Source organism: Arthrobacter sp. 10N418 (assembly GCF_056394725.1).
On record NZ_JBFTIK010000003.1, the window covers coordinates 206,756 to 219,716 of the forward strand.

Sequence of the window (12,961 nt, forward strand, 5' to 3'; positions counted from 1 at the left end):
CGCCCGAAACACACCACGCAAAGCAAGGAATCACATGATCAATCTCCAGCAGGACGCCGACGGCTTCGTCCGCATGAACAGGCATTTTCCTGACAGCACGCCCGTGTCCGTCACGTTCAACGACGGATCCGAGGCGGTGCTCTCCGGACGCCGGTTGAACAAGGCGTATGACGAGGCCCTCGCGGAGTACCGGGCGCAGAACCACCTGGACGCAAAGGGATATTCCCGTGGCCCGCGAAAGACAGTGCACCCGGCCAACAAGATCGAATTTGTGCTTGTCCACACCGGAATGGCCGGAGAGTAGGGAAACCGACGCCGATGGACGCCGTCCGCCGGTGGATGTGATTGACTACTGCCGATCACACTCGATGGAGGCGAATGTCATGAGCACCCGGCAGACGGATCCCCGGACGCGACCGCCGTCGCTCTGGCGGCACAAAGGCTTTGTCGGACTCTGGAGCGCTGAGAGCATCAGTGAGCTTGGCTCCCAATTCAGCTCCCTCGCGCTGCCCGTCATAGCCGTCACGCTCCTGCACGCCGGTGAATGGCAGCTCGGTGTTTTGAACGCCGCCGGAACGGCGGCGTTCCTCGTTGTTGGGCTCCCGGCTGGCGCATGGGTGGACCGCTGGCTCAAGCGGCACGTCATGATCGCAGCCGACCTGATCCGGGCGATTGCGATTGCTGCGGTCCCCCTGCTCTGGTGGCTTGGACTCCTGCAGTTGTGGCATCTTGCAGTGGTCGCGGCCGTTGTTGGAATTGCCACCGTCTTCTTCGATGTCTCCTACCAAAGCTACGTGCCGATCCTCGTGCCCTTGGAAAAGGTCGCTGAAGCCAACTCCAGGCTTGAGGCAAGCTTCCAGATCGCCCGCATCGGGGGCCCGGCGCTTGCCGGGTCCCTGATTTCCATCGCCTCCGCCCCGGTCCTGCTCATTGCCGACGCCGTGTCCTACCTGTTCTCGGCAGTCTTCTTGAATCGGATCAGCGACCAGGAGGTGAAACCAGACCGCGGAGCACGCCGCCGGCTTGCGAGTGAAATCGCTGATGGAGTCCGGTTTGTCGCCCACGAGCCGCTCATTCGCAGGGTGGTCGGCACAACCGCGACGGGGAACCTGTTCGGCACCTTGTCCTCCACGCTGCTCCCGTTGCTCATACTTCAACAGCTAAACCTGGGCACTGCGGGTCTGGGGCTCGTGTTGTCGGTCGGTGCGATCGGAGGCCTGCTCGGCGCCCTCACGGCCTCCGCTCTTTCCCGCCGGGTCGGGGAGGGACGGGTCATCGGACTCTCTGCCGTCGCGGGCTCGCTCATGCTTGCCTTCATCCCGCTGGCGGCGGGGGCCCGTGAATTCTCACTCGCCGTCCTGATTTTCGCCGAATTTGGCGTATCGTTCATGGGCCTGACCTACAACATCACGCAGGTCAGCCTGCGACAGCGGCTTTGTCCGCCACATCTTTTGGGGAGGATGAACGCCTCGATCCGCTTCGCCGTGTGGGGAGTGATGCCCGTCTCCAGCCTCGCGGCCGGCCTCCTGGGCGGGTGGTTGGGGATGCTGCCGACGATGTGGATCGCCGCAGCCGGATCGCTTGCCGGCTGCGGCTTCGTGGTCTTCTCCCCGCTCAGCCGGCGGCGTTTGCCCGGCGCTACAGCACTGCGCTGAGAAGGGTCTTCCCGCTGCCGGCGGCACGGATCTCAACGCGGCGGATGTCGGCAGCCCGCATGGTGGTGGTCGCCGTCGGCGTCGCCACCGTCCCGGGGGTCGCTGTCCAGCTGGCCACCTGTGTTGCGACGCCCCGGGCGTCAACAACCATCAGGCTGTACTCCTCCGGATTTTGAGTGCCGCCGGATCCTGCCGGGTAGTCGCCCGGGTTAGGCGAGTAGGTGCACTCCCAGTCGATCCGCGTTCCCCACGGTTGCCCGGTGAGGGACCCCTTCGCGGCCAGCCCGCTGGCGCCTATCGGCGTGAAGTGAAGGGCTGCGGCCGATGCAGCCTGTGTCTGTACGGCCGGCGGGGCCGGGCTCGTGACCGCGGCGGTGATTACGCCGGACGCCGCACTGGCGCCAAGGACAAGGGCGGCAGCGGCCAGCCGCGTCCGCCGCCGCCGCACCCGGACATGATCCGCCAGACCGGATGGCAGCCCCGGCGATGCCGTGACGTCGGCAGCCGGCGCCAGCGCGCGTGCCTCCGCGGGTGACAGGGCGGCCAACAATGCCGGCAGCCCGGCAAGCTCGGCCACTGCGGCCCTGCATCCGGCGCATTCGGCCAGGTGTTCCTCGAACTCGTGACGTTCAGAGGGGATCAGGGCCCCCAGCACATACGCTGCATCCCAGCTGCGGTAACTGTCGATTCCGGTCGGGCTCATGGAGTCACTCCGCCTTCCTGGAGGGCCAGCCGCAGGGCCCTCAACGCGTAGTGCAGCCTGGACTTCACGGTCCCTTCAGCCAGCTGCAGACTTTTCGCCATTTCGGCCGTTGTCTCACGCTGATAGTACGCATGCAAAATCACAGCCCGGTGGTCGGCGGACAATCCTGCGAGGGCATCAGAGACCAGCCACGCGTCCAGGATCCTGTCAATCCGGTCCGTTTCCGGGATTTCCGGCAGCCGCTCCGCCTCCGTTTCGTGCCGCCGTCGGGCGCTCCGGCGGTCATCGATCACGAGGTTGCGGGCTACCTTGTAGAGCCAGGCCCTCACCGCCGGCTCCGCCCGCTGGAGCACATCAGGATGTTGCCAGGCCCGGATCAACGTCTCCTGCACGACGTCGTCCGCCAGCGCACGGTCGCCTGTCAGTCCCGTGACGAACCGCCGCAGCGCCGGGCCGTAAGCCTCATTCAGCGAGCGCAGCAGCTCAGCCTCCTGATCGGACATCTCAACCTCCCAGTTAGGGAACGAAGCGGGCCCCCCTTTGGTTCACCAGCCGAATAATCCAGCCGGGCTTGAACCCGCGGGCTCCCGGAACCGTTCTTAGGTACGAGTCCGGCGATCCATGCCGGGCACTGCCTCAGGAGGGCACAATGAAGATTCCCCGCCCGGCGCTGGCCGCCGCGGCCTTGGGCAGCACCCTATTGCTGGGAGCATGTTTCGGCGGACAACCGTCGGCACCGGCCCCTGCCCCATCCGGGGTCAGCACCCTGCCCGGCACGGGGGCGCCGTCCCCGCAGCCCACGGCCCCCGGGACGACCGATGAAACCGCCACGCCGCCGATGGTGCCGTCTCCGGCAGAAGTTCCGTCCCCGGCCACAGTTACTGTGCCGGCCCAAGTTCCGGCGCCGGCCGTGCTGCCGCCCGTTCCGCCCCCGGCCCCGGTGGTCGTGCCGCCACCCGCCCCGCCGCGGGTAGCTCCGCCCCCGCCGCCGCCACCCGCCCCACCGCGGCTAGCTCCGCCCCCGCCTCCGCGGATGGCTCCCCCGCCCGCACGGGCACCCGCGGGGAACGATCATGATGCCGATAACAACGGAGGCCCGGACGACGGTGACGGCAACAAGTAGGGCGAAGACAGGCCAACCCCGGCCGCAGAACTGGTTGTCCGGGAGTTCGGCGCGGCTCCGCCGGACCACGGTGACCGCCCGGGTGTTGGGGGCCCTGGCGGCGATGCTCCTGGGCGGCTGCAGCTCCCACGCTCAGGACCGGACACCCGTGCTGGCCCCCGCCGGCACCACAACATTCGCGTGGTTCCAGGCGGGCCCGGCGCCGGCCGGCTGGAAATCCAGGGAGCTTCCGGACGGAACGGCGGTTCTCTCCATCCCGCCAGGCGCCAGCCCGGTGGAAAGCGACCCCGGCAGCCTGTCTGCCGCCCTCACCGCACCGAACGGTGACCTCCAGGTCTATCTCAACGCCACGCCGCAGCAGGGCGAGGAGTCGCTGACCAACTGGCCGGAATTCCGCCTCGACCACCTCACGGGCGAACACGCCGCATCCGCGACCCGAATTTCCAGCCGTGACGGAATGGCGTTCCGCGGCGGAACCGGTTCATGCGTGGCCGACGCCTACGTGTCCCGCATCGGCGCCCACGAATATCGTGAGATAGCGTGCCTTGTGGAGGGCACCCGGGGTAGCAGCGTACTGGTCGTGGCAGCCCTCGCCGGCTCCTGGGACCGCTACGGCCCGGTGATGCAGCAGGCAATTGACTCATACCTGGCTGAGTAGGATGCACCCTCGAATCCAGCGGGTAGCCCGAGCTATTGACACGGATCCCCGCGCAGGACTAAACCGGCCCTAACGCCGGGGTGGAAACACCGGGCGCCACGGCGCTCAGCCGTTCTCATCCAGGAAGGACAGACCCGTGCAAAGCCAGGCTCCGCGCTTCCGAAGCCCCACGATCATCCGCAAGGCCCTGACCACGACGGCGGCCCTCACCCTCACGACCGCCGGCCTGCTGGCCGGGTCGACGCCGGCATCGGCGGGAACCTACCTCGGCGGCGTCGACATGCAGCGCGCCTGCAACACCCAGTACTACGACGCCTTCGAAATCCGGGCCGTGATCCTGGACCAGTACGACGCCTACAGCTGGCGGTGCGTCTTGGGCTCGGACACCTCCAACGGGATCAACGTCAACCAGGAATGCGACATCGAATACGGTGGCGGCGCCTATGCCGGGCTCGTGTACTGGTGGGATCCGCACTCCTGGTACTGCCAGCGGTAGCCCGGCCTGCCGTCCTCAGACGCCCGGCCCTGAAGCGCTGGGAGGCGCCACGGTCCAGTCATTCTCTGCCGCCCGCATCCACGGCAACGGCAGCAACTCTGCCACAGTGACTTTTCCGACCCGTCCTTCGGCATCGATGAGGACGGTGGTGCCGGACCCGTAGGTGCGCATCAGTTCCCGGCAGACGCCGCAAGGGTTGGTCACTTGGGGCACTCCCGCCGGCGTCATGCACACCGCCACGGCCGATTCGATGGATGTCTCGTTGGCCATGCAGGCGTTGGCAACGGCACTGGACTCGGCACAGACGTTGACCCGTTTCGAGCCCACGTGAAGACCGAGATAGATCTGCCCTGAACCGCCCCGCATCGCGGCCGCGACCCTGTGGTTATCGACGTGATGCGCCGCCAACAGCTGCGCGCAGGCGGCCTCATAGAGTTCGATGTCTAAGGCATCGAGGTCGAACTTGATCACGTGAATCCTCCAATTGTTGATGTGGGTGACGGTCGCCGGGAAGGCCGAGGGCCCCCACATCACCTTCCAGGGTGATGTGAAGGCCCAAAGCCCGTCCCGGAAGCGTTCTCAGTCTCCGACGAACAGGCCGTTGGCCCGACGGGCGAGGAGATAGAAAATGATGCTGAGGATGGACAGAACCGCTACATAGACCGGGAAGATCCAGGCGGCGTTCAGGGACTGCAGCCAGACGAGAAGGAAGGACGCAGTGCCCCCGAAGAGCGCGACGCCGATCCCGTAGCCCAGCGACGTTCCGGCACCCCGGCATGCCTTCGGCATCAGGGAGCTCGAGACGACGTTGTAAAGGGTCATGTTCAGGACGAGGACAACGGAGCCGCCGAGCAGGACAGCGGCGAACCCGCCGATTCCCGGCTGGACGTACATCAGCATGAGGAACACGGAAGGAACGGCAAGGGCACGGGTCACGAGGAACCACTTGGACATCGACTTGCCGTCCGTCAGCTTGCCCACGACGAGGCTCCCGACGACGAGGACGACACCCAGGATTGTCGTCACGGCGAAGACCGCCGTCGGATCTTCCTTGAAGCTGCTGCGTGCGGCGTTCGGCAACCCGGTGTTCCAGGCGTAGTTATAGGCCTGGGCGGCGCCGACGACGAAGGTGATGGCCAGGACGCTGAGCCAGTTCTTGCGCACGCCCTTCCACACGGTCTTGGAGGTGCTTCCTGCCAGCTCTTCAGGTTTCATCGTTTCCGGCAGCGCGCGGCGCAGGTAGACCACGACGACGCCGAGGACCGCACCGATGACGAACGGGATACGCCATCCCCAGTCCGACATGGCGGCTGCGCCCAAGGCCAGGCTCGCCACGTAGCTGACAAGGGATGCCAGCAGGATGCCCATGTTGACGTAGAAGGAAATAATCCCGGCCACAAATCCTTCGCGGCCCGCAGGCACAAGTTCCACCGCGTGGGACGTGGACAGCGGGGCCTCCACACCGGTGGAAATGCCCTGGATCACCCGGCATACCAGGAGAATGATGCCGGCCCAAGGGCCGATCTGCTGGTAGGTCGGCGTCAATGCGATGATGAGCGTGGTTCCGGCCATCATCGCGATGGACCAGAGCATCACACGGCGCCGTCCGAGCCGGTCCGCCAGGGTTCCGAGCAGGATGCCGCCGAGCGGACGGAAGGCAAAGCCCACGGCGAAGACAGCCAGGGCGTTCAATGTGGCGGCCAGGGGATCCGTCGACGGGAAGAACTTGGGTCCGATGAAGGCGGACAGCAGACCGAATACCATCCAGTCGTACCACTCAAGGGTGTTCCCCAGCCCGAGAGCGAGTATGCCTCTACGGACCTCAGGAGAAAAGCCTCTTGTCCGGGAACTACTCACATCATCTTTGATGCCTGTGTCGATCATGATTGCTTCCTTCGCCAGCGCTTTTTGGGCGCGTGAGTGTATGGACCACCGCCACCGGACGGAGAGCCGGGAGACGATGGACGAAACTATCGGTATTTTTGGGCCGAACTAGGGCCTGACGGCCTCACCAGATGGGAGGCGAATTAACCCGGATAGCTACGCATACCTCTTCGTAGCGATTAACAAACCAGTGCGGGATCCTGGCGGAGAAGATCATTGAATCGCCGCTTCGGTGGCCGCCTTCAGATCCGGTGTCGGCAGCTCGTTCGCTGCGTCCCCGGCCGCCCCGCGGGCACCTTTTGAGATTGCGCCACCTGTCCGCATACGGTTTCCGATGGCTATCGGAAGCGAACTTTGCGCAGCCGCTGACGGGCCGGCCAAGTCCTCTTCGTTCACCGAATTCCTTTGCTGAGTGACGCTACTCACACAACTATATTGAAGATCTTCACCATGTCAACGATTCTGCCGCGTCGGATATCCGCCGGAGCGGGACTCGGGAGACGCTGGTGCCCCCGCTCGCGTTACTGACCGGGCCCTGGCGTGGGAGCTGTGGACTGCGGGCCGGAACCGGCGCCGCCCGCCGGTGAGCCACCGGCACCTGTACCGCCGTTGCGGCGTCCCTGGCCAGTTGTTGCGTTGCCGCTTCCTGTGCCTGTGCCGGAACCGGTTCCCGCACCGGGGCCCTGGAAGTTGCCGAACCTGGCGGCGCGGTTCCCGGTGTCTATCTGTTTCTGCACCGCGGAACCGGCAAACGCTCCGGCCGCAACCAGCGCCACGCACGCCAGGATCCTGGTCGAGCGTCCCATGACGAATCTGGGCTTCGGCACAAACGGCTCGTGGTCCGCCGGCGGCAGTACCGGGACGCCGCCCCCTTCATCCGGGTTCCCGTCCTCAGGCTCCGTGAGCTCGAGGCTGTTCCCGACGCCGTCGGACGGCGCCCCGTCGCGGTACCAGCCAGCCGAAGCCTCAGGCGCCGTTTCGGGCAGTACCCGGGTGAGTGCCGGGTCGGTGGCCACGGACTCCGTGACGGGCGACGCCGGGCCGTCGACGTCGCTTCGGCGGCGGGTCATGGAGGTGTTGGCTGGGAGGAAACTCTTCACGGGACGTCCTATTCGTAACGAAGTGCATCGATGGGCCGCAGCTTCGCGGCTTTGTTGGCGGGATAGACGCCGAAGACCAGGCCGATGAAGGCCGACACTGCGAGTGAGACCCACACGGTCCACGGCTGGACTTCAGGCTGGACGCCAAGAACGGGGAAGGCACTCCCGACAAAGCCGATGACGATGCCGGCCACCCCGCCGATGACGGAAATGACCAGGGACTCAATCAGGAACTGGGCCACAATGCTCCCCCGCGAGGCACCGATCGCCTTGCGGATGCCGATCTCCCGGGTGCGCTCGGTGACGGTGACCAGCATGATGTTCATGACGCCGATCCCGCCGACAAGAAGGCTGATCGCCGCGACAGCGCCGAGCAGGATTGTCAGTGTCTGCGTCGTGTTGGTGGCCGTGGTGAGGATCTGGGCCTGGTTCCGGATCTGATAGTCCCGGTTGGTGGCATCCACGTGATGCCGGGCATCCAGTATCATCTGCAGCTCATTTTGGGCCTCGTTCATCACCTCGGCCGATTTCGCCTGGGCCGTAATCGACGCCAGCGTCGGGGCGTAACCGGTGAACTTGTTTTGCGCGGCGGACAGCGGGACGACGACGACGTCGTCGGGGTCGTTCAGCCCGGACGAGCCCTTGATGCTCAACACGCCGGCGACGGTGAAGTTCTGGCCGTTGAGCTGGATCGTCTGCCCGACGCCGGATGCCGGGTTGTTCCCGAAGAGATCGGTTGCGACTGTGTTGCCGATGACCGCGACGGGGTTTGCCGCCTGTTCGTCGGCGTCCGTGAACAACGCTCCCGATGCCACGGCACTGTTGCTGATATCGAAATACGACGCCGTGGTCCCCAGGAAGCTGGCCACCGCATGGGTGGCACCACTGTACGTTCCGGTCACGTTTTGCGCCTGGACGATCGGCGCCGTCCGGGCAACGTCCGGGGCCAGCACCGGGTCCGTCAGGGCCTGCTGGTCCTCGAGGGTGAGGTTGGTGCTGCGGGTCCGGCTCGCCCCGACCTGGCCGCCGGCAGCGGCGCGTCCCCCGACCGACGTCGAGCGGTTGACCGTCAGCACGTTGGTTCCGAGCTTGCCGATCTGGGCTTTGATGGCGTTGGACGTTCCCGCGCCCACCGCGAGCAGGACAATGACGGCGGCGATGCCGATCAGGATTCCGAGCGTGGTCAGCACGGACCGCATCTTGTTGGCGGCAACCCCCGAGAGGGCGAACCGGGCGGATTCCAGGAGGTTCATGGCGCCACAGCCAGGATCCGGTCGCCGGACGGCTGCTGACGGTCATCGGCAACAATCCGGCCATCCTGCATGCGCACCACGCGCCCCGCCCGCTCGGCGACGTCCATCTCGTGCGTGATCATGACGATAGTCCGCCCTGTTGCGTGCAACCGTTCGAAGAGATCGAGGATGTCCGACGACGAACGCGAGTCCAGGGCACCGGTCGGTTCATCGGCCAGCAACAGGACCGGGTTGGTCACCAGGGCCCGGGCAATCGCCACGCGCTGCTGCTGGCCGCCCGATAGCTGCGAGGGCTTGTGGTCCGCCCGGCTGGAGAGCCCGACGGTATCGAGCATCTCGAGGGCACGCGCGCGCCGCTCCTGCCGGCCCACCCTGGCGTAGGCGAGCGGCATGGCGACGTTGTCGACAGCCTTGGTGCGGGAGATCAGGTTGAAGTTCTGGAACACGAAGCCGATCTTGCGGTTCCGGATCTGTGCCTGCTGGTATTCGTCCAGCTGGACGGTATTGATTCCGTCGAGCAAGTAGCTGCCGGTCGTCGGGGCGTCCAGGCAGCCGATGATGTTCATCATGGTCGATTTGCCGGAGCCGGAGGCCCCGATGATGGCCACAAAGTCGCCGCGCTCGATCGTGATGTCCACGCCATCGAGCGCCCGGACCTCCGCTTCGCCCTTGCCGTAAACCTTGCTGACTCCGGAGAGGTCGATCACCGCCGCCATGCTCTACTGGCCACCGTTCCGGGTGCCGCCGCCGCGCGTACCGCCGCCGCCGAATCCGCCCCCGCCAAGACCGCCGCCTGGAGTGGTGGCGGCGCCGGTGTCGAGGGTGCTGGAGATGGCCGGAAGTTCAATCTGGTCTCCTTCGGAAAGGCCGGTGAGGATCTGGGTCCTCCCGTTGGCGGCGATTCCGGTCGTGACCTTGGTGGGGGTCGTTACGCCGTTTTTGACCACGTTGACGCTCTGGCGGGTGCCGGTGGTTGTGACCGCCAGCGTTGGAACCACGAGGGCGTTGTCCGCCGTGGCAGTAGTGACGGAGATATTGGCGCTCTGGCCCAGGCGCAGGGTCGCCGGCGGGTTCCCTATCGAGACCGTGACGGGGTAGGTCACGACGCCGTTGGTGGTGCTTGCGGTCTGCGCGATCGATTCGACTTTGCCGGTGACCGTTGCCGCACCGGCATCCTGGTTCAGTGCCGGGAATGTGAACTGCGCCGTCTGGTCCGGCTTCATGTTCGCGATGTCCGATTCGGAGAAGCCTGCCACCACTTGAAGGTGTCCTGTGTCGCTGATGGTCACGAGGCCGCTGCTGGACCCGGCGGCAGCCGCCGAGCCCGCCGCGGAGGCGGCCCCCGACGTCGCGGAGGCGCCGGCGCCTGCAGCGCCGGAGGCAGCGGAACCAGAGCTTGCGGATCCGCTACCGCCGGTCAATGCGCCCACCGTCGCGCTGACGGCGGTGATGGTGCCGGCTACCGGAGAATTCAGGGTGCAGGCGGCGAGGTTGGCCTGCGCAGTCTCGACCGCCAGCTGCGCGCTGGTGGCATTGGCGCCTCCGGCGGACGCCGCCGCGTTCTGCGCGTTGCCCAGCGCCGTGGATGCCGTGGCGACCTGCTGCTTGTCCTTGAGCTGGGTGGAGGACTGCTGGTTCTGCGCCTGGGTCAGGAGCTGCTGGTCCTTGGCCAGCTGGTTCTGTGCGGCCGCCACCGGGTCCACCCAGTTGGCAGGTTTCGGGGTGGGCACGGGCTGGGCCTGCGCAGCGGACAGGGCTGCGTTGTCTGCATCCACCGACTTCTGTGCGGCGGCCACCGCGGCGGCCTGCTGCGAGGCGTCCAGGCCCGCTGACTGCTGCGCGTTGACAAGGCCCTGGTTGGCGGAGGAGACCTGTCCTGCGGCGGCCACCTGCTGCTGGTTGGCCTGGGCGCTCACCGAATCCAGCTGGGCCTGCGCCGCCTTCAGCGCGTTCTGGGCGTTTGTCGGGTCGATCGCCAGAAGCTGCTGGCCGGCCGTCACCTGCTGGCCCAGCGCTGCGCTGACGGAAAGGATGGGGCCCGTGCAGTTCTGGGCGTTGACCACGGTCGTCGTCGCCGGAGATACATTGCCCGACGCTGTCGCAACGGATGCGATGGTGGCCTTGCTCACCGCCACGCTCCGCACCGCGGCCGCAGGAGTCGTTGAACCCGCCGCCGTGACGGAAAGGTAAGTCCCCGCGCCCAGCGCCAGAATCACGGCGCCCAGGGCAGAGTTGATGAGCAGAGTTTTTGAGGTCATGCGTGGACCTTAACCGGGGTAGCTGGGCGTAGACCGGGAAAATCGTGGGAGCAAACCCCCCGCCGGCCCGCGTCCCCTCTTCGGACCCCGGGGCGCGTGGGCGCCTTACTGCGTCCCGTACTCCCCGTCGGTCATGTGGAGCAGTGGGCACCCTTCGCCCTTGGCGATGACGTCGAACCGGACGTCGCCGGTGAACATCCCGGCCGGGTCCTTGTTGCCCGGCTGCTTCGGCCGGATTGCCAAAGTATCTCGCTCGGTGTTGGTGACACCGGCGCGCGCGGTGTCCACGCCTCCGCCCAGAAGCCCCGGCACGTCCGTGGGAGGCCCTGCCGTTACCTGTATCGACAGGGTCTCCCGCCATCGACTTTGCCCCTCTTTACTTGGACTGAGGCAACATGGACCACCCCGTAGAACTCATGCCGGACATCCGCAGCGGAACAATCCAGCCCGGCACGGTGTTTGACCCGATGGTGGCCCTCGACGACGTCCCGGCTGGCCGCCGCGCCAGGGCGGCCCGCAAGCTCGTTGTCCGCCTTTGAAACTGACCCTCTCCCCAACGACCCTAACTACTCAATCGACCATTACTGGAGAAGAATGCTTACCGTTAACGCTTACGCTGCCCCGTCCGCTACTGAGGATCTGGTCGCGACGACCATCCAGCGCCGCGATGTCGGCCCGCACGACGTCCTGATCGACATCAAGTTCGCCGGCATCTGCCACTCGGACATCCACACGGTCCGCGGCGACTGGGGACCGCAGTCCTATCCCCTCGCCCCCGGCCACGAGATTGCCGGGATCGTCACTGAGGTCGGTTCGGCCGTCACCAAGCATGCTGTCGGTGACCGCGTCGGCGTCGGCTGCATGGTGAACTCCTGCGGCGAGTGCGTCAACTGTCAGGCCGGCGAGGAGCAGTACTGCCTCAAGGGCAACACCGGCACCTACGGCGCAGTCGACCGCGACGGCACCACCACCCAGGGCGGCTACTCCACCCACGTCGTCGTCACCGAAGACTTCGTGGTCCGGATCCCTGAGGGCATCGATCTGGACGTCGCGGCCCCGCTGCTGTGCGCCGGCATCACCACCTACTCGCCGCTGCGCCACTGGAATGCCGGTCCCGGCAAGAAGGTCGCCGTCGTCGGACTGGGCGGACTCGGCCACATGGCCGTCAAGATCGCCCACGCCATGGGCGCGGAGGTTACCGTGCTGTCCCAGTCGCTCAAAAAGCAGGAAGACGGCCTGCGCCTCGGCGCGGACCACTACTACGCCACGAGCGATGAGAACACCTTCACGGACCTCGCCGGCACTTTCGACCTGATCGTGAACACGGTCAGCGCCTCGATCGACATCAGCTCGTACCTGCAACTGCTGACGCTCGACGGCGCTTTGGTCAACGTCGGCGCACCGGCCGAACCGCTCCCCGTGAACGCTTTCGCGCTCATCGCGGGACGCCGTTCCTTCGCCGGTTCGATGATCGGCGGCATCCGTGAAACCCAGGAAATGCTCGACTTCTGCGCCGAACACCACCTCGGCGCCGAGATCGAGGTCATTCCGGCCAGCAAGATCAACGAGGCCTACGAACGTGTCCTCGCCTCGGATGTGCGCTACCGCTTCGTGATCGACACGTCGACCCTGAACTAACCAGCGCGGCACCCGGCCACAGGCCGGGTGCGTCCCAGAGGCCCTGCCGGCTGAACGGCACCCTCGAAAGCCGGATGCGACTTTGAGAATCTGCTTTCGGGGGTGCAGTTCGGCAGGCCGCGTGCGGCGGCAGGGCTGCAGACGTGCTAGGTAAGATGTGCGGCAAGCTCCTGGTATGCGGGGTGGAGTTCTT

Annotated in this window: 15 protein-coding genes; 6 read left to right on the forward strand and 9 right to left on the reverse strand. The window is 66.3% G+C overall.

Features of this window, described 5'->3' with window-relative positions; genetic code table 11:
• Window positions 1-34: 34 nt before the first annotated feature.
• Entirely contained in the window at window positions 35-304 is a 270-nt protein-coding gene (locus AC1DCZ_RS03670) for a hypothetical protein (protein WP_476973398.1), read from the forward strand.
• Window positions 305-383: 79 nt separating this feature from the next.
• The gene (locus AC1DCZ_RS03675) at window positions 384-1,655 is read left to right on the forward strand and encodes an MFS transporter (protein ID WP_476973399.1); all 1,272 of its coding nucleotides are present in this window, start codon (window positions 384-386) and stop codon (window positions 1,653-1,655) included.
• On the opposite strand, the gene AC1DCZ_RS03680 is transcribed toward AC1DCZ_RS03675, so the two are convergent.
• Entirely contained in the window at window positions 1,639-2,358 is a 720-nt protein-coding gene (locus AC1DCZ_RS03680) for a zf-HC2 domain-containing protein (RefSeq protein WP_476973400.1), read from the reverse strand. The two genes, AC1DCZ_RS03675 and AC1DCZ_RS03680, sit on opposite strands and share 17 nt — an antisense overlap.
• Window positions 2,355-2,861, reverse strand: a complete 507-nt coding sequence (locus AC1DCZ_RS03685) for a sigma-70 family RNA polymerase sigma factor (RefSeq protein WP_476973401.1) — start codon at window positions 2,859-2,861, stop codon at window positions 2,355-2,357. Before AC1DCZ_RS03685 ends, AC1DCZ_RS03680 begins: the two co-directional genes overlap by 4 nt.
• A gap of 570 nt (window positions 2,862-3,431) precedes the next feature.
• On the opposite strand from AC1DCZ_RS03685, the gene AC1DCZ_RS03690 reads away from it, so the two are divergent.
• The gene (locus tag AC1DCZ_RS03690; protein ID WP_476973402.1) at window positions 3,432-4,139 is read left to right on the forward strand and encodes a hypothetical protein; all 708 of its coding nucleotides are present in this window, start codon (window positions 3,432-3,434) and stop codon (window positions 4,137-4,139) included.
• 136 nt (window positions 4,140-4,275) lie between these two features.
• Window positions 4,276-4,635 carry a hypothetical protein gene (locus AC1DCZ_RS03695; protein WP_476973403.1) on the forward strand — a complete coding sequence of 120 codons (360 nt, stop codon included), beginning with the start codon at window positions 4,276-4,278 and terminating at the stop codon, window positions 4,633-4,635.
• A 15-nt stretch (window positions 4,636-4,650) separates the two neighbouring features.
• Here the strand turns inward: AC1DCZ_RS03695 and AC1DCZ_RS03700 are convergent, their stop codons facing one another.
• The 7 genes from AC1DCZ_RS03700 to AC1DCZ_RS03730 all read right to left on the reverse strand — a co-directional run bounded on the left by AC1DCZ_RS03700 (window position 4,651) and on the right by AC1DCZ_RS03730 (window position 11,418).
• The gene (locus AC1DCZ_RS03700; RefSeq protein ID WP_476973404.1) at window positions 4,651-5,106 is read right to left on the reverse strand and encodes a cytidine/deoxycytidylate deaminase family protein; all 456 of its coding nucleotides are present in this window, start codon (window positions 5,104-5,106) and stop codon (window positions 4,651-4,653) included.
• 108 nt (window positions 5,107-5,214) lie between these two features.
• A complete protein-coding gene (locus tag AC1DCZ_RS03705; RefSeq protein ID WP_476973405.1) occupies window positions 5,215-6,519 on the reverse strand; it encodes an MFS transporter in 1,305 nt (434 codons plus the stop codon).
• 521 nt (window positions 6,520-7,040) lie between these two features.
• Window positions 7,041-7,619, reverse strand: coding sequence for a hypothetical protein (locus tag AC1DCZ_RS03710; RefSeq protein WP_476973406.1), 579 nt, complete (start codon window positions 7,617-7,619; stop codon window positions 7,041-7,043).
• 8 nt (window positions 7,620-7,627) lie between these two features.
• Window positions 7,628-8,872: an ABC transporter permease gene (locus AC1DCZ_RS03715; protein ID WP_476973407.1), complete on the reverse strand. Its 1,245-nt coding sequence runs from the start codon at window positions 8,870-8,872 to the stop codon at window positions 7,628-7,630.
• Window positions 8,869-9,588 carry an ABC transporter ATP-binding protein gene (locus AC1DCZ_RS03720; protein WP_476973408.1) on the reverse strand — a complete coding sequence of 240 codons (720 nt, stop codon included), beginning with the start codon at window positions 9,586-9,588 and terminating at the stop codon, window positions 8,869-8,871. The genes AC1DCZ_RS03715 and AC1DCZ_RS03720 overlap by 4 nt, the downstream gene beginning before the upstream one ends.
• Before the next feature lie 3 nt (window positions 9,589-9,591).
• Window positions 9,592-11,130: an efflux RND transporter periplasmic adaptor subunit gene (locus AC1DCZ_RS03725; protein ID WP_476973409.1), complete on the reverse strand. Its 1,539-nt coding sequence runs from the start codon at window positions 11,128-11,130 to the stop codon at window positions 9,592-9,594.
• A gap of 105 nt (window positions 11,131-11,235) precedes the next feature.
• On the reverse strand, window positions 11,236-11,418 hold the full coding sequence (locus tag AC1DCZ_RS03730; RefSeq protein WP_476973410.1) for a hypothetical protein: 183 nt from the start codon (window positions 11,416-11,418) through the stop codon (window positions 11,236-11,238).
• Window positions 11,419-11,525: 107 nt separating this feature from the next.
• Between AC1DCZ_RS03730 and AC1DCZ_RS03735 the strand changes: the two genes are divergently transcribed.
• Both AC1DCZ_RS03735 and AC1DCZ_RS03740 read left to right on the forward strand, forming a co-directional pair.
• Complete coding sequence (locus tag AC1DCZ_RS03735) at window positions 11,526-11,669, forward strand: hypothetical protein (RefSeq protein ID WP_476973411.1); 144 nt, start codon at window positions 11,526-11,528, stop codon at window positions 11,667-11,669.
• Between the two features lie 55 nt (window positions 11,670-11,724).
• Window positions 11,725-12,768, forward strand: a complete 1,044-nt coding sequence (locus AC1DCZ_RS03740) for an NAD(P)-dependent alcohol dehydrogenase (protein ID WP_476973412.1) — start codon at window positions 11,725-11,727, stop codon at window positions 12,766-12,768.
• Window positions 12,769-12,961 lie beyond the last annotated feature (193 nt).